The 16470-nt window shown below is 39.8% G+C and carries 13 protein-coding genes and 1 riboswitch; of the genes, 7 read left to right on the top strand and 6 right to left on the bottom strand.

Annotated elements, in window-relative coordinates:
- The first annotated feature begins 106 nt into the window (after positions 1 to 106).
- Positions 107 to 1351, top strand: a complete 1245-nt coding sequence (locus CR194_RS16045; RefSeq protein WP_110610887.1) for a TraB/GumN family protein — start codon at positions 107 to 109, stop codon at positions 1349 to 1351.
- 44 nt (positions 1352 to 1395) lie between these two features.
- Here CR194_RS16045 and CR194_RS16040 read toward each other — a convergent pair whose 3' ends face one another.
- Entirely contained in the window at positions 1396 to 2523 is a 1128-nt protein-coding gene (locus tag CR194_RS16040; protein ID WP_110610885.1) for a DEAD/DEAH box helicase, read from the bottom strand.
- Between the two features lie 122 nt (positions 2524 to 2645).
- Between CR194_RS16040 and CR194_RS16035 the strand changes: the two genes are divergently transcribed.
- Complete coding sequence (locus tag CR194_RS16035; protein WP_110610883.1) at positions 2646 to 4202, top strand: ABC-F family ATP-binding cassette domain-containing protein; 1557 nt, start codon at positions 2646 to 2648, stop codon at positions 4200 to 4202.
- Positions 4203 to 4298: 96 nt separating this feature from the next.
- Here CR194_RS16035 and CR194_RS16030 read toward each other — a convergent pair whose 3' ends face one another.
- From CR194_RS16030 to CR194_RS16020, 3 genes are all read right to left on the bottom strand, one after another.
- Positions 4299 to 5624, bottom strand: coding sequence for a GGDEF domain-containing protein (locus CR194_RS16030; protein ID WP_110610881.1), 1326 nt, complete (start codon positions 5622 to 5624; stop codon positions 4299 to 4301).
- A gap of 202 nt (positions 5625 to 5826) precedes the next feature.
- Positions 5827 to 6432: a flavin reductase family protein gene (locus CR194_RS16025; protein ID WP_110610879.1), complete on the bottom strand. Its 606-nt coding sequence runs from the start codon at positions 6430 to 6432 to the stop codon at positions 5827 to 5829.
- Positions 6433 to 6441: 9 nt separating this feature from the next.
- On the bottom strand, positions 6442 to 7056 hold the full coding sequence (locus tag CR194_RS16020) for an alpha/beta hydrolase (protein WP_110610877.1): 615 nt from the start codon (positions 7054 to 7056) through the stop codon (positions 6442 to 6444).
- 250 nt (positions 7057 to 7306) lie between these two features.
- On the opposite strand from CR194_RS16020, the gene recQ reads away from it, so the two are divergent.
- Positions 7307 to 9466: a DNA helicase RecQ gene (gene recQ / locus CR194_RS16015; RefSeq protein WP_110610875.1), complete on the top strand. Its 2160-nt coding sequence runs from the start codon at positions 7307 to 7309 to the stop codon at positions 9464 to 9466.
- Between the two features lie 169 nt (positions 9467 to 9635).
- Here recQ and CR194_RS16010 read toward each other — a convergent pair whose 3' ends face one another.
- Positions 9636 to 10946 (bottom strand): anaerobic C4-dicarboxylate transporter family protein, encoded by a 1311-nt coding sequence (locus CR194_RS16010; RefSeq protein WP_110610874.1) that lies wholly within the window; start codon positions 10944 to 10946, stop codon positions 9636 to 9638.
- 162 nt (positions 10947 to 11108) lie between these two features.
- Positions 11109 to 12206: a nitric oxide synthase oxygenase gene (locus tag CR194_RS16005; RefSeq protein WP_110610872.1), complete on the bottom strand. Its 1098-nt coding sequence runs from the start codon at positions 12204 to 12206 to the stop codon at positions 11109 to 11111.
- An 83-nt stretch (positions 12207 to 12289) separates the two neighbouring features.
- Positions 12290 to 12391: riboswitch (TPP riboswitch) on the top strand.
- Between the two features lie 214 nt (positions 12392 to 12605).
- Here CR194_RS16005 and thiM point away from each other — a divergent pair.
- From thiM to CR194_RS15985, 4 genes are all read left to right on the top strand, one after another.
- Positions 12606 to 13412: a hydroxyethylthiazole kinase gene (thiM, locus tag CR194_RS16000; protein WP_110610870.1), complete on the top strand. Its 807-nt coding sequence runs from the start codon at positions 12606 to 12608 to the stop codon at positions 13410 to 13412.
- Between the two features lie 16 nt (positions 13413 to 13428).
- Entirely contained in the window at positions 13429 to 14259 is an 831-nt protein-coding gene (gene thiD, locus CR194_RS15995) for a bifunctional hydroxymethylpyrimidine kinase/phosphomethylpyrimidine kinase (RefSeq protein WP_110610868.1), read from the top strand.
- Entirely contained in the window at positions 14256 to 14915 is a 660-nt protein-coding gene (thiE, locus tag CR194_RS15990; RefSeq protein WP_110610867.1) for a thiamine phosphate synthase, read from the top strand. Before thiD ends, thiE begins: the two co-directional genes overlap by 4 nt.
- A gap of 127 nt (positions 14916 to 15042) precedes the next feature.
- Positions 15043 to 16341, top strand: coding sequence for a helix-turn-helix domain-containing protein (locus tag CR194_RS15985; RefSeq protein WP_110610865.1), 1299 nt, complete (start codon positions 15043 to 15045; stop codon positions 16339 to 16341).
- Positions 16342 to 16470 lie beyond the last annotated feature (129 nt).

The raw sequence follows: 16470 nt of genomic DNA, 5'->3' as shown, positions 1-16470 counted from the left end.
AATTCGAGGAACTTTTTTGCTAGTCTAATCGTAAGTTTATTCAGACGCATAAATCTTATCCCAAACGTTTAGAGACAATAATATTTAAAGAAAGAAGTTGACGTCATTGCTTAGAAAAACGATCATATTAGGCTCATTACTTATTTTTACTGCATGTTCAGCTAAAGTTAGCCATGATGAAGGTTATTTTCAAGGTGAAGAACTAGAAAGAATTGTCAATGAAGAATTAGGAAAAGATTCAGAGGAAATAACAGAAGAAGATTTAGCTAGAATTGAAACATTGGACGCAAGTGGTGCCGAGATTAAAACTATTAATGGTATAGAATCTTTATCATCTTTAGAACAAGTAAATCTTTCTGGCAACGATATTGATGATTATTCACCTCTCCAATCATTAGAACAATTATCTGAAATAAATGTAGGCGATCTTTACTTCACAGAGGACATGGAGCCTAATCAGTGGAAGGCATTAGAAGAACTTGAGGACGAGGGAATAGAAATTCATGCTCGCACTCGCCTATCCTTTGATGAACATGAGGGGCCCTCAGAAGGGGTCTTCTACCGCGTTCAAGAAGGAGATCAAACCATATATTTGTTTGGCTCTGTTCATGTAGGTGACGAAGGACTATATCCTTTACAAGAAGAGATTGATGAAGCATTTCAACAAGCAGATTATTTAGCTGTAGAGGTAGATATAAATGAAATAGATGAAATGGAGGCCCAACAAATCATGATGCAACAGGCCATGTATACCGACGGAACATCTTTGTCAGATGTTATTGAAGAAGATGTATTTCAAGAAACCGTCAACCAACTCTCAGGCATGGGTGTAAATGAAATGATGGTCGACCAATTCAAACCTTGGTTTGTCTCCATGATGCTTTCAGAAGTCGCCCTAGCAAATACTGAGTACACAGGGGATGATGGAATTGATTTGCATTTCCTAGATCGTGCCGCTAAAAAAGATTTGCCGATTATCAGTTTAGAATCACTTGAAAGTCAGATAGAGTCTATGAGTTCAGCTCCGGAAGAAAATCAGGTGGAAGCACTTGAAGATATGGTGAACTCACTGGACATTTATGAAGAGGAACTCACGCAATTGATTCGCTTATGGCAAAGCGGCAACGTTGACGTATTTGCTCAACTTCGAGAAATGGATTCTGACATTGAGCAATTGGATATGGACGAGAGAGACTTAGCCATGACAGAGAAAATAGAAGGATTTTTGTCAGAGGATGATGGCGGAACATACTTCGTAGTCGTAGGTGCGCTTCATTTAGCCGGTGAAGGCAGCATCGTTGATTTGTTGGATGATAGAGGATATACCGTTGAATCGGTAGATGATTTTTAGAATGCAACAAAAGCACGGGACTGTCCCGTGCTTTTGCCCTTGTATTAGACTAACTTTCCATGAGATAGTGTTTTCTCTTCCATTTTCAAACCTAGTTTATCTCCAATTTGCAAAAGTCTTTCTTTCTCTCCCTCTGTAACGATGGAGACAACCGTACCGGACTTTCCAGCGCGTCCCGTTCGACCAGAACGATGAACGTATTGCTGAATGTCGTTGGCTAAATCCAACTGAATGACATGGGTCAGACCTTCAATATCTAGACCACGCGATGCAACGTCTGTGGCCATCAAGATTGGTACTTCTCCGCTTCGAAACTGATTGATCGCTTTTTCACGTGCTTGCTTCGTTGTTGTTCCATGGAGGACACCGACATGTTTCCCACGAAATTCAAGTCGCTCAGCGAACGTCTCTAATTCACGGATGTCATTAGAGAATGCCAAGCCATATAACCCTTCCATGTTAACTAGTCTACGCAGCAATTTCACTTTATCTCTTCGTTCCGCAACTAGATAAGTGTGATCTACCCGCTCTAGATGATCTCGGTTCATTTCAATGCGGATAACGTGAGGAGCATCGAGTCGTTCCTTTGCTTGCTTTTCAACATGTTTTGGAATCGTCGCTGAGCAAATAAGACGCTGACAATCCTTCACAACTGCTTTCATAAGGTCATCCACTTCTTTAATATGCTCTTTCGCAAATAATTGATCGGCTTCATCAAAAACTAGCGTCTTCACTTCATGAAGTTTTAATTTTTTTGTTTTGGTTAATTCCATTAATCTCCCAGGTGTACCGATAATCACTTGTGGCTTTTTCTTCAACTTTTCCTGTTGCCGTTTCACATTCGCGCCGCCAATCAATGCGGCTCCTGTAATACCGCTCCCTTGGGCCCATGTTTGGACCTCGTCCAGGATTTGCATCACCAGTTCCCTAGAAGATGCCACGATCACTACTTGGGCTTGTTTTACATTCATGTCAATCTTCTCAAGTGCTGGTAGTAAATACGCCATTGTTTTACCTGAACCGGTTGGCGCTTCGGCTATAATATTTTTCCCTTGTAAGGCTTGCGGAATCATCTCTGATTGGATTTCGGTTAATTGTGTGAATCCTGATTTTTCCCATGCCTCTTGTAAGAAGGACGGTAAAGTAGGTATGATAGACGTTGGATTGCTCATTGGTATCTCCTTTTCGAGAGAGGATCATGTATCTCTCACCGTTTCGTTTATTTCTATGTGCTAATCCGATTTTAACGTATTTCAAGCAAAGAAACCAAATTTTTAATAGAGGTGTCCATAATATGAGTATTTTAACTGTTCAAAATTTAAGTCACGGGTTCGGTGACCGTGAAATATTCCATGATGTTTCCTTTCGTTTATTAAAAGGGGAACATATCGGCTTGGTTGGAGCCAATGGTGAAGGGAAATCGACGTTTATGAATATCATCACTCATCAATTGGATCCCGATGAAGGGAAAGTGCAATGGGCGAAAAATGTACGAGTTGGGTTTCTAGATCAGCACACCGTTCTGGAAAAAGGATTGACGATGAGAGACGTTTTACAAAGCGCATTCCAGTATTTATACGATTTAGAAACCGACATGAATGGGATGTACGAAAAAATGGGAGACGTTACACCGGAGGAAATGGAAACCCTTCTTGCGGAAGTTGGGGTCATTCAGGATATGCTGACAAATAACGATTTTTATACTATAGATGCGAAAGTAGAAGAAATAGCTCGCGGGCTTGGGCTTGATGAGATTGGATTGGATCAAGATGTAAACGACCTCAGTGGTGGTCAGAGGACGAAAGTTTTATTAGCAAAGCTTTTACTTGAAAAGCCAGATATTCTCTTGTTGGACGAGCCAACAAACTATTTAGACGAGCAGCACATCGAATGGCTAAAAAGATATTTACAAGAGTACGAAAATGCATTCATTCTAATTTCTCATGACATTCCGTTTCTTAATTCAGTCATTAATCTCATTTACCATATGGAAAATCAAGAACTAAACCGGTATGTAGGCGATTACGACCATTTCATGCACGTATATGAAGTGAAAAAGCAACAGCTTGAATCCGCTTATAAAAAACAGCAAAAAGAGATAGCCGGCTTAAAAGACTTTGTTGCTCGTAATAAAGCGAGAGTAGCCACAAGAAATATGGCCATGTCACGACAAAAGAAATTAGACAAAATGGATATGATTGAATTAGCCTCAGAAAAGCCAAAACCTGAGTTCAACTTTAAAATGGCCCGGACACCAAGTAAGTTAATCTTCGAGGCTAATGATTTAGTCATTGGATATGATGAGCCTCTATCCAGACCACTGAATTTACGTATGGAACGAGGACAAAAACTAGCTCTAACAGGAGCTAACGGAATAGGGAAAACGACCTTGCTTAAAAGTTTGCTCGGTGAAATCCGTCCTCTCGAAGGTTCTGTAGAACGGGGAGAAAATTTGCACCTTGGTTATTTCGAGCAAGAGATCAAGACTCAGAATAATAACTCTTGTATTGATGAAGTCTGGGACGCATTTCCTCACTATTCCCAATATGAAGTCCGATCTGCTTTAGCAAAGTGCGGATTAATGACGAAGCATATTGAAAGCAAGGTGTCCGTATTAAGTGGGGGCGAAAAGTCAAAAGTGCGCCTTTGCAAATTAATTAACATTGAATCAAATGTATTAGTATTAGATGAGCCTACAAATCATTTGGATGTAGACGCAAAAGCGGAATTGAAACGAGCACTAAAAGAATATAAAGGAAGTATTCTTCTGATCAGTCACGAACCTGAATTCTATGAAGACATTGTAACTGATGTGTGGAACGGAGAGTCGTGGACTACGAAAGTATTTTAATTATATTCAAACAAACTAAAAGAAGGTGCGCTCTAAAACCGTGGTTTAGAGCGCACCTTCTTTAAAAATACCTTGTGTAAAAATTCGGTGCCTTTGCTAAATGAACTTAGCTACACGGTTTCGCCCTTTTTCCTTAGCGAGATAGAGGGCCTGATCTGCTTGCTTAACCAGTTCAGCTCGGTTATTTTTTTGATGGGGGGACATGCTTCCTATACCACTGCTAATCGTCACATAATCTGATATTGTAGACGTTGCGTGAGGAATCTTCAAACCTTCAACAGCTTTTTGAAGTTCTTCTGCCAAAAGATATGCCTTGTTATCGCAAAACCCTATTAAAATTACAGCGAATTCTTCCCCACCATACCGGGCAAAGACTGTATTTAATCCTTCTAGCTTTTTATCTATCACTTCGGTCACTTTCTTTAAACAGTCATCCCCTGCTTGATGGCCGTAGTAATCATTGTATTTTTTGAAACAGTCGATATCGAGCATGATAAGAGACAAAGAGGTGTTGTCGACGTTGCAACGGTCCCATATAGTGTCTAACTGATCATCGAAATACCTTCTGTTTGCCACACCCGTGAGTCCGTCTCTCTCAGCTAATTTCTTCAACAATTTATTCGCTTCCATCAATTCTTGCTCAGTATTTTTTTTATTTGTAATATCTACAATCGAGTTTAACACCGATATAAATCTACCTTTATGATCATAAAGAGGCGAGGCGTTTATAGATAAAATTTTCCGATCACCTGAACCTGATTCAATCACGTGAACGTAGTCTCTAACTATTTGTTGTGTTTGCACCACTCTACCGAAAGGTAAATCCTCACTAGGAATAGCTGCACCATCAACCGTCTTTATTTTCCAGTCGGGCGTGTCATATTGACGGGAAACAATGTCTTCTTTCTTTAATCCTAATATTTCCTCTGCCATCTCATTAGCAAAAGTAATGTTCCCTTGTAAATCAATAATTGTTACACCGTTAGGGACCGTTTCCAGTATTTTTGTTAACCTTTCCTGGCTTTCATTTAATTGACGTTCGTAAGATTTCCGCTCCGTAATATCTTGAAATTGAGAAATAAAATATAAAGGGGTCCCTTCATCATCTTTTACTACAGAAACATTCAACAAGCACCATATGATTTTTCCTTCTTTGTGGATGTACCGTTTTTCCACCTGATAATAACTCACTTCTCCTTCAATGAGCTCATCAACTTTTAGTACACTATCTTCCAAGTCGGCTGAATAGGTCAGGTCTCGAAAAGTCTTATTCTTCAATTCCAATTCGGAATAGCCCAACATGTTAGTTAGCATAGGGTTTGTAACGACAAATTTCCCTTTCAATGAAACGAGAGCAATGCCAATAGATGAAAAACGGAAAGCTTGTTCAAACAGCACTGAAGTATCTATTTTATTAATCATTTAGTCCCCCCTTCTCCCTTATATAGCAAATCATCCAGTTAAACGACTTGTAATCAGGTATATATTATTAATTATAAAGTCCTATTCCCCAAAATGATATCATTTAATACAATATCCGCTACTATTCTTATTTACTTAATCGATTCTTGACTATAATCAAAGAAGGAGACCGCATTTAGATGCGTCTCCCTCAGTCAAAGCGTTATTCAGGTCGTTCTAATTCGAAAATTTTACCTAAAGAGGCGTATTCTTTTCCACCTAACCTCGCTACAGGTTTTAATTTATCAGTTCGGACGACACCATCTTTATAAAGGTTATCATCGACATAACAGTTGACGATACGACCGATAATAAAGTCTGTTGCCGAATCCCTTTCTTCAAAGACAAGGTGTTTCTCCAGTGTACACTCAAACCTTACTTTACTTTCTTTCAACGATGGCACCCCAACCACATCACTCACAGTGGGAGACAAACCAACTTTCTCCACTTCACTTTGGTCAGAAGGTAAATTCATCGACGTTTCGTTCACAGCTTTCACATTATCTTCATCTGTCACATGTACAACAAATTCTCCAACTTGCAAAATATTTCTAGCTGTATCTTTTTGATGTCCTTGTTTTCTGCCTATGGAGATGGATAACAATGGTGGCTCTGCAGAAATCAAGTTAAAATAACTGAATGGAGCTGCATTTAGGACTCCATCCTCTGAAATGGATGTAACAAATGCGATCGGTCTCGGTGCCACAGCTGACGTGAGCAAACGATACGTTTCTTTTTTTGATAATTGGTTTGGATGAATGTTGGTCATGTGTTCCGGTCACTCTCCTTTTATATAGCTCTCATACCAAGTTTTTGCGTGGTCAACTTCTTCTCTCGTCAATTGATGACCCTGATTTGCCCAATACACCTCAACAGAAGCACCTGCCCCTTGCAAATCTTTCTCCAGTTGTTCGGTCTCTTCAGGTGAACATATCGGGTCATTGGAACCTGCTCCGATAAAGACAGGGAGATCAGCCATTTGCGGAAGCTCGATCCCTCTTCTCGGTACCATTGGATGGAGGAGGACAGCTCCATTTAACGGCTTCTCATAATGATACAACAAACTTCCAGCAATATTCGCTCCATTCGAATATCCGACAGCGGTCACCTTGTGCCGATCAAACCCTTGCTCTTCAGCTGCCTCATCTAAGAACTGGTACAGCTCCTTTGTTCGAAAAATCAAATCTTCTTCATCAAAAACACCTTCTTGAAGGCGACGGAAAAAGCGGTTCATACCATTTTCATCCACGTTTCCCCGCACACTCAGCACAGACGCCCCAGGATCAATCATGTCTGCTATAGGAAGTAAATCTTGTTCATCTCCACCTGTTCCGTGAAGTAGTAATAATGTATGACCATTCCCTTGTTTTCCTTGTTTAAAAATATGTTTCACTTCTATCCACTCTCCTTTTCTAATGCAACTAAATATTGTGGTGGAAGGATAACGTTTGTTATTACCTCCCGTCACCACTTTCAAAAAGTAAGTAACATAATTATAATACCTTTCCTCTTACTTTTCAAAACATACGTTTTTATCTTTTCACAGCGATCGTATTATTTTCATCAATCCACTCTAGTATTCACAGTCATTCATCCTGTACACTTAATACAGAATAATGAACTGAACGTTTTGGAGGAGAACCATGCTAATTCAAGCAGAAGAGAAATTAAAAAAACATTACGGTTATGATGACTTCCGTCGAGGCCAAAAAGAAATTCTCGAAAAAGTATTTAACAAACAAAATACAATGGGAGTGATGCCAACAGGTGGCGGAAAATCGATATGCTACCAAATCCCCTCACTCCTATTTACCGGTGTTACTCTTGTCGTCTCCCCCCTCATTTCATTGATGAAAGACCAAGTAGATGAACTTCAAGAAGTAGGCATCGAGGCGACATTCATTAATAGTTCTCTCAGTTATGAGGAGGTTCGACAACGGATTCAAGGAATCCAAGACGGTCTATATCCTCTTGTGTACGTAGCACCAGAGAGATTAGAGTCAACAGGATTTTTAACGATGTTACAGACTTTGCCTATTTCTCTATTGGCCGTTGATGAAGCGCATTGTCTATCTCAATGGGGACATGACTTCAGACCAAGTTACTTGAAGATCCCTGAACTCATTCAGCAACTTCCCGGAAAACCGGCAGTTTTGGCGCTCACAGCAACAGCTACACCAGAAGTAACAGAAGATATTTGCGAAGCCTTGTCGATTCAATCAGATAACGTCGTCCAAACAGGTTTTGCCAGAAAAAATCTATCATTCCATGTTGTAAAAGGAATGGACCGCGACAACTACATCAAGGATTATTTAAAGCGAAACAGCAGCTACTCCGGAATTATTTATGCAGCTACACGAAAAGAAGTGGAACGATTACACGATAAACTGACGAAAATGGGGGTTTCTGTCGGGAAATATCACGGTGGATTAAGTCCCGATCAACGAAGACACATGCAAGAATCTTTCGTTTATGATGAAACACAGGTAATGATTGCGACCAACGCCTTTGGAATGGGAATTAATAAATCGAACGTCCGGTTTGTGATCCATGCACAAATGCCGAGGAATATTGAAAGTTATTATCAAGAAGCCGGTCGTGCGGGTCGTGATGGTGAGGATAGTGAATGTATTCTTCTTTTCACTCCCCAAGATATTCGGATTCAACAATTTCTCATTGACCAATCCAATATGTCAGACGGACGAAAAGAACAAGAATACGGCAAACTTCAGGCAATGGTTAACTATTGTCACACAGAGAATTGCCTGCAAGCTTATATTATTCATTATTTTGGCGACATAGATCTCTTTCAATGCGGTCGCTGTTCCGAATGTATCGATGACCGGATCACCGTGGACGTGACGAAAGAAGCTCAAATGGTTTTCTCATGCATTAAGCGCATGGACGAACGTTTCGGCAAAACGATGGTCGCTCAGGTTCTCGTTGGTTCAGGTAATAAAAAGATAAAAGATTTCTCGTTCGATCGCTTGACTACTTACGGACTATTAAAAGATAGGACACAAAAAGAAGTAAGCCAATTTATTGATTACCTCGTTGCTTCTCAGTTCTTGAAAATGAGCGGTGGTACTTACCCTGTCTTGCAACTTACAGAGAACGTCGTACCTGTCTTGAAGGGGGAAACGAAGGTTGAAAAGAAACAAGCGAAACAACCGACAGTTCTGTCCAAAAAGCATCCATTATTCGAAACACTTCGAGAACTGCGTTCGCATCTAGCTAAACAACATGCGGTAGCACCGTACATGGTATTTTCCGATCAGACGCTAAATGACTTATGCGCGAAACTACCAGAGACCGAAGAACAACTCCTTGAAGTCAAAGGGATCGGCCAAATGAAAGTAGATTCGTATGGAGAACAGTTTCTAGAAGCAATTTTAACGTATGTAGAAGAAAATCCTGAAGAGAGAAAAACTCATGAGGTTTCCTCCTCAACGCATAACCAAGATCCATCAACCATAGACGGTTTAGGAAAAAAGAAAGACCAAACTCCAAGCTTCTTAAGAACTTATGAATTATTTAAAGAGGGTCATTCAGTAGAGGATATTTGCGAACTCAGAAATGTAAAAGACAGAACCATCCAAAGTCACCTGCTTCAGGCTGCAGATGAAGGCTACGACGTAAACTTTGACCGTCTAGTCGACAGCGAGCAGTTGTCTTTAGTAGAAGAAGCAGTCAAGAAATTAGGGCTGGAAGGTGGTTTAAAACCGCTTAAGGAAGCTCTCCCAGAGGAAGTGGATTACTTTACGATCAAAGTGTTCGTAAATGACTATTTAGTTAAAAAATAGAATAACTAATTTTGATTAACCGCCCCAAGTAGTGGGGCGGTTTTTTATGGTTGGTGGCGGTTGGGCGTGCTGCGAAGTGCTACACCGGTAACACCTGACTAGCATGACCCATCCTGCAACCTTATAAATATAGCAATAACCCCCATGCATCAGCATGGGGGCGCTTCTTTTATAAAAACATGACAAATAGAAATCCTAATGCAACAGCAATGATACTTGTTACAAGTCCGGGGAGCATAAAGCTGTGATTTAGAACATACTTCCCGATTTTCGTTGTTCCTGTCCGATCAAAGCTAATTGCTGCAATGATAGGACCGTAGTTAGGGATAAAGAAATATCCATTTACGGCAGGGAACATGGCGATTAAAAAGAGTGGGTTAACTCCAAGACTCAATCCAAGTGGCATTAATGCACTCACTGTAGCAGCCTGACTATTTAGCAGAATGGACATGATAAATAGAGCTAGGGCAAAAATCCAAGGAGCGGTCGTAACCATTCCTTGAACGGCTGGCTCAATTGTATCCATGTTCGCTTGGAAAAACGTATCTCCCATCCATGCGATACCAAAAATGGCGACAACGGCGACAATTCCCGCTCGGAATACGCTTCCTGCTGCAATCTTTTGTACGTCTGCTTTACAAACCAAAATGATCAGGGCAGCAGTAGTAAGCATGATGATTTGAATGGCGTTTGGCATAGAGAGCTCGACTATTTCACCTGCTTCGTTCCATGATGGACGAAGTTCGGGGAAACTACCTAATAAAACTATTAATACGGCTGCGAATAGGAATAATCCAACTGAAAACTTAGACAACCCTGTCACCACCATGTTTTCTTTACCTTCTCCGATCGGTTCCATTCCTTTTTCTAATCGCTCATTATAGACAGGATCATCTTCTAGTTCGGCGCCCTTTTTCCGAATCGTAAAGGCTGCTAGCATAATACCAATAAATGTCGCAGGGAGGGTCACTCCTAAAATTTGGAGTAACGTAACATCGTATGGAGCAAGTAACGCTAATAGCGCCACGGTCGCTGCAGAAATTGGACTTGCCGTGATTGCTTGTTGAGAGGCAATGACGGCAATCGACATTGGACGCTCTGGGCGAACCTTGGATTCCTGGGCTACCTCTGAAATCACTGGAAGTAACGTGTAGGCTACGTGACCGGTTCCAGCAAAAAAAGTGAAGAAATATGTCACTATCGGTGCCATAAACGTAATTCTTTCTGGATTTTTCCGGAGCACTTTCTCGGCTATTGTGACTAAATAATTCATTCCTCCTGCAGCTTGCAGGGCTCCTGCTGCTGTAACAACAGCGACAATCATAAGCATGACATCTATAGGAGGGGCTGTGGGCTGAAGTCCAAATCCAAACGTTAATAGAGCGAGACCTACGCCCCCCATAACACCAAGTCCAATGCCTCCAATTCTTGCTCCAATAAATATAGCGATAATTACGACTGCAAATTGTAACCAGAACAAATGGTTCACCTTCTTTTCCTGTTTTTTTAAAAACCTATTATTAAATTCATAAACGATACGATATAAACTTTTTTGCTCAACACTTCACATAAAATTCCAATTCTTAATACTCTAAAAGTGACTACGATTCTCCTATGTTTTTCTCAACACGTGCAACACGATTCACTCAACATCCCCATTGTTATTATATATTCGATTTTGATAATGGAAATTTGGGGATACGAATTGATCATTATACTCCTTATGGAAAATATGCGTCACTGCAGGTGATACAGGTGGGATGAGCCAACTCCATGTCCCTGTGAGCTCTCTGTTTGCTACTTGTTCATTTTTCTCGAATTTTTTGAACTGTTCAGCTGCCGTATGATGATCTACGATGCTCACACCTACTTTTTGAAAAGAGTAAAGAACAGCACGGTTCAGTTCAACGAGAGCTCGATCTTTCCATAATGTAGACGCTTTTGATGTGTCTAATTCCATCGTTTCAGCCACTGCCAGTAAACAGTTATAGCGGGATTCATCAGCGAAGTTCCTAGCGCCAATTTCAGTTCCCATATACCATCCGTTGAAAGGAGCTGCCGGATAACGAATCCCACCAATTTCCAGTAACATGTCAGAAATAATCGGCACTGCATACCATTTAAGGCCTAAGTCATTCATGTCAGGTAGTTCTGGATGACTGATATCAACTTGAAGAACATCTTTTTCTTGAAGTGATCGCCATACTAATTCTCCATCATTTAGCTGAATGACGAGAGGAAGTAGATCAAAGTGAGATCCTTCCCCCTGCCAACCTAATGATTGACAAAGTTTTGTGAAAGGAATCGAATCAGGGTCACCAATGATTTCATTATTAAAATTGTAGCCTGCATATCTGATGATCTGATGATTTATAATTCTAACAGGAGTATGCCCCTTTCTTCTAGGAGCAAAGATCGTCATTGTAGGCCTTATTTTCCCTTTATTCGTTGCATAACGTACATGACTCTCCAATGCTTCAAATACATGGTCATCTTCTCTGATTTCTCTTGCATCCTTAATAGATAATGTATTCCAGAACAGTCTACCGATACATTTATTCGCATTTCTCCATGCCATCTTTGCGCCATGTTCTAGTTCTTCGAAAGTATGGTTATAATGATTTGACGTCTCTATCTCATGTTCAATTTCTTTCAACCTTTTAGGAATGAGTTCTTCTTTATTTAATTCTTTATAAGTTTTATTAATAAATTCTTCGGCTTGTAAATAAAGCTCATTCATATTCTATTCACCCATTTTCTTCAAAACATTTTTGTTTCAACGGCTCATCTTATGATAATATAACATTAAGAAAAAAGTAAATATTTTTCCACTAGGGGTGCCGTTATGGCTGAGACAAGACATTGCTTGATCCCTTTGAACCTGATCTGGGTGATACCAGCGTAGGAAAGTGGAACGCGACAAGACGAACTTCGATCCATTTTCTATATTTCACTTGACGCCGTTCCATAGAGAACGGCTTTTTTTAATACATTTCCTTAGCATTGAATTGTTTCCCTTTGGTCACAAAATGTTTACTCTTTTTCGATACAGTCGGTTGACAAGATTTTTTCACCGTCCTTAAACGTTTCTAATAAGTTATCCATTATTTGAATCTCTTAATTTTTATTAGAAAGGAAGATGTTCATGTTACCGATCCAGAGTTTGAGAAGTAAAATTCAAGAAACCTCACCTCTTATTCACAATATGACAAATGTTGTTGTAACAAATTTCACTGCTAATGGTCTTTATGCCCTAGGCGCTAGTCCTGTTATGGCTTATGCAGAGGAAGAAGTAGAAGAGATGGCTTCGATTGCACAAGCTTTAATATTAAACATCGGTACGCTCACTAAACAAGAGATTGACGCTATGTTAATTGCAGGGAAATCAGCGAACAAAAAGGGGGTTCCGATTATTTTTGACCCAGTGGGTGTGGGAGCCACTTCCTTTCGAACGGAAAGTGCTAGAAGATTGCTAGAAGAACTGGATATTTCGGTGATCCGCGGAAATGCAGGTGAAATTGCTAATCTGACCGGTCAAGCAGTGGAAATGCGCGGAGTCGATTCTACAGCGAAAATGGATGATTCTTTAGAGACCGCACAAGAAGTAGCCAAGACTTGGAATACAATCGTAGCCTTAACAGGTGCTAAAGATATAATTACTGACGGTACAAAGGTATATTCAATAAATAATGGACATCCCCTTCTAACGAAAATTACAGGAGCAGGGTGCTTACTGAGTTCCGTTGTAGGAGCTTTCGCTGCAGTGGATGAGGACAATCTCTTGGAAGCTGTTGCCTCAGCAGTAGCCTTTTACGGCATATCAGCTCAAGTTGCGGCATCAAAAGATATAAATATGGGCCCCGGACACTTTCAAATGCATTTTCTAGACAGCTTACATCAAGTGACTCCATCTCAAATTAACGAGATCGTCGACGTTAAATTATAAACAAGGAGGACTGTTCATGTTGCCAAAAGCTTTAACAATTGCAGGTTCTGACAGTGGAGGCGGTGCTGGAATTCAAGCAGATCTAAAAACGTTCCAAGAATTAAACGTCTTCGGAATGAGTGCTATTACAGCCATCACCGCACAAAATACCATTGGCGTTCAAGGTGTGTTTCCAGTGGACCTAAAGGGAGTAGAACAGCAAATAACCTCAGTTATGGATGACATTGGGACTGATGCGGTGAAAACAGGCATGTTGCTTAATAGAGATATTATCGAAATTGTAAGTGAAAAAGCAGACCATTACCGGTGGCCCTATCTCGTTGTTGATCCTGTTATGATTTCAACATCAGGTTCTAAACTTCTTCATGAAGAAGCGATGGATGCTCTGATTCATAAACTTATTCCGAAAGCGACCATCATTACCCCAAATATTCCTGAAGCTAAAGTCATTACGGGGATGAACTTGTCAACATTTGAAGATCGAAAAAGTGCCGTGAAAGAATTGCACAAGCTTGGCCCTCAAGCTGTCCTCTTAAAAGGTGGACATGAAGAGAACTCAGATCATATCGTAGACATTCTCTTTGATGGAGAGACCTTTTATTATTTTACCGTACCAAAAATCAATACAATACACACTCATGGAACAGGATGTACTTATGCCGCTGCTATTACGGCAAACTTAGCTAAAGGCCTTCCCTTAACCAAAGCAATCCATGAGGCAAAATCATTCATTCATTTAGCCATCGTCCACGGGTTTTCATTAGGTGAAGGACCTGGCCCAACTAATCACTCTGCTCATCGGTTTTATTCTGACTCTTTCTTGGAGCTGAAGGTGGATACAGAATGAGTAAACACATAGATAATGACACTCTGAAACAGGCACTAAGCGTATATTTTATTAGTGGTACAACGAATGTTAATCGCCCATTACCGAACGTGTTAACGGAAGCCATTTCTGGCGGTATCACCCTCTTTCAATTTCGGGAAAAAGGAAGCGGATGTCTTACGAACAAAGCCAAACGTGATATGGCTGAAAAACTTTTTCAAGTTTGTAAAGATCACCAAATTGGGTTTATTATAAACGACGACGTGGAACTAGCCATAGCAATGAATGCTGATGGAATTCACATTGGTCAAAAAGATGCCGGAGCCTCAATTACAAGAAAAATGATTGGTGAAAATATGATTCTCGGAGTGTCAGTTCATACTATCGAAGAGGCGAAACAAGCTGTCGCTGATGGGGCAGATTACCTTGGGGTTGGACCGATATTCCAAACAAATTCCAAACAAGATGCTGAAGAAGTGTGTGGACCGGAGAGGATTATGGATATGAGAAAGAGCGGGATTAACCTCCCAATAGTAGCTATCGGAGGAATCACAGTAGAAAAGACTCCAGAAATAAAAAGAGCTGGGGCCGATGGAGTTTCTATCATTTCTGCCATTGCTTCTGCCCCTTCACCTAGCTATGCTGCTAATCAGTTCAAAGAAATCATGAAGGACTGACAATGGATGACAGAAAACAGGCCACATTAAGCAACTGTACTAAATGAGCTCTAGTGTCTTGTCTTAAAATCAACGCCCTACTAATCTCATATTTATGAAATTTATTTAGAAACAAGGGGGGAGACCTTTGCATATAGGAAAGAGAATCAAATATCTTAGAAAAGAAAAGAAATTGTCACAACTTGATGTTTGTGAAGGCATTGTTTCTTCTTCCCATTTCAGCAATATTGAAAGTGGACGTTACGAAGCGTCCAAGGACATCTTATTCTTATTAGCCGAAAGACTTCAAGTTCCTAATGATTACCTAGTTCTTTCTCAAAGCGATTCAGAAGAAATAAATAGATATTTAGATATGTATGAGCAAGCTTTCCGGACAGGCATAAAAGAATCTGACCAGTTTATAAAAAAATATCAACAACGTCTGACTTACATCCCATCCATTACTCAGGAATTATCTTACTTAATCATCTACTGCAGCCATTACTTAAGGAAAGGGGACCTTTCAAAGGTGGAAAAGCCTTATGATCAAATATCCCTTTACCTAGCTGAATATAATCTTAAAAGCCTCTCTCAAGAAGTTAGATATAAATACCACTATGTATCTGCCTTGTACGACTTCTTTAAGAGAGATTACTCTTCTAGTTATCACCATTTTCAACTTGCACTTGATAACGTTTATCGCCAAGAAGATCAAGCCGTCTGTTTATTCAATATAGGGCTTGTATTCTTTAAAATTAAAGATTACTATCGATCGTTATCCTATGTTAAAGAGGCAAAAGAGCTTTATATCGATCTGAAGCATTTGAATAGTACTGTTAATGCTTATATATTAATCGGAAACATCCATATAGAATTGCAAGACTATCCTACTGCTAAAACAATGTTAACGAAAGGCTATGATTTGGCTCTGAAAGAAGAGTTTATTGAAGAACAGACTAAGATTTTAAACAACCTCGGTACACTGGAACAAAAAAAAGGGAATTATGATCAAAGTATCGAACACTTCTCAAAGAGTTTAGACAAAAAATGGGCTCATTACGATAAAGAAGACCTCTATGATCTAAACAGTTTATATTCCTCGTATTTCGGTTTATTGACTGCCCACTTACTTAATCAACACTTTGACACTTTGAGACAGTTGATTAAACAAGCCGACAAGTATTGTATAGACGAAATTCAACGGTTTAAAGTTCAGGTAATTGAAGCTCAAATGGAATATGAACTTGGCAACGACCAAGTCTATGAAACAAAAATGGAGGAAGCGATTGACTATTTTTATCAACACTCTCTATGGGATCAATTAGAAAACATTGGAAATCACTTCAGCGACTATTTATCTAGTAAGAGAAAGTATAAAAAGGCTAACGAGTATTTATCTATTGAATTAGAGGTGTTGAAAAAACTGTATAAAGAGAGGTTACTCTAAGTGAGAAAGGGTTACTAAAAACAAGAAGGAGTGCTTAAAGGCACTCTTTCTCGTTGATCTGTTCAGCTTAAAACTTTATTCACTTTAAAAACCGATTGTCAGTTTACTCCCCCTATTCCAATATATTTG

The sequence above is a fragment of the Salipaludibacillus keqinensis genome (assembly GCF_003226325.1).
In the GTDB taxonomy this organism is placed as follows: domain Bacteria; phylum Bacillota; class Bacilli; order Bacillales; family Salisediminibacteriaceae; genus Salipaludibacillus; species Salipaludibacillus keqinensis.
The sequence above is the reverse complement of the archived record's forward strand: the minus strand, read 5'-3'. Positions and strand labels throughout refer to the sequence as shown.

What these genes read in the sequence shown, in the direction of transcription:
- thiE (WP_110610867.1), top strand. Translation starts at nt 14,256, where the DNA reads ATGAGTAAACACATAGATAATGACACTCTGAAACAGGCACTAAGCGTA.
- CR194_RS16005 (WP_110610872.1), bottom strand. Translation starts at nt 12,206, where the DNA reads ATGAATGAGCTTTATTTACAAGCCGAAGAATTTATTAATAAAACTTAT.
- thiM (WP_110610870.1), top strand. Translation starts at nt 12,606, where the DNA reads ATGTTCATGTTACCGATCCAGAGTTTGAGAAGTAAAATTCAAGAAACC.
- CR194_RS16025 (WP_110610879.1), bottom strand. Translation starts at nt 6,432, where the DNA reads ATGACCAACATTCATCCAAACCAATTATCAAAAAAAGAAACGTATCGT.
- CR194_RS16040 (WP_110610885.1), bottom strand. Translation starts at nt 2,523, where the DNA reads ATGAGCAATCCAACGTCTATCATACCTACTTTACCGTCCTTCTTACAA.
- CR194_RS16030 (WP_110610881.1), bottom strand. Translation starts at nt 5,624, where the DNA reads ATGATTAATAAAATAGATACTTCAGTGCTGTTTGAACAAGCTTTCCGT.
- CR194_RS16035 (WP_110610883.1), top strand. Translation starts at nt 2,646, where the DNA reads ATGAGTATTTTAACTGTTCAAAATTTAAGTCACGGGTTCGGTGACCGT.
- recQ (WP_110610875.1), top strand. Translation starts at nt 7,307, where the DNA reads ATGCTAATTCAAGCAGAAGAGAAATTAAAAAAACATTACGGTTATGAT.
- thiD (WP_110610868.1), top strand. Translation starts at nt 13,429, where the DNA reads ATGTTGCCAAAAGCTTTAACAATTGCAGGTTCTGACAGTGGAGGCGGT.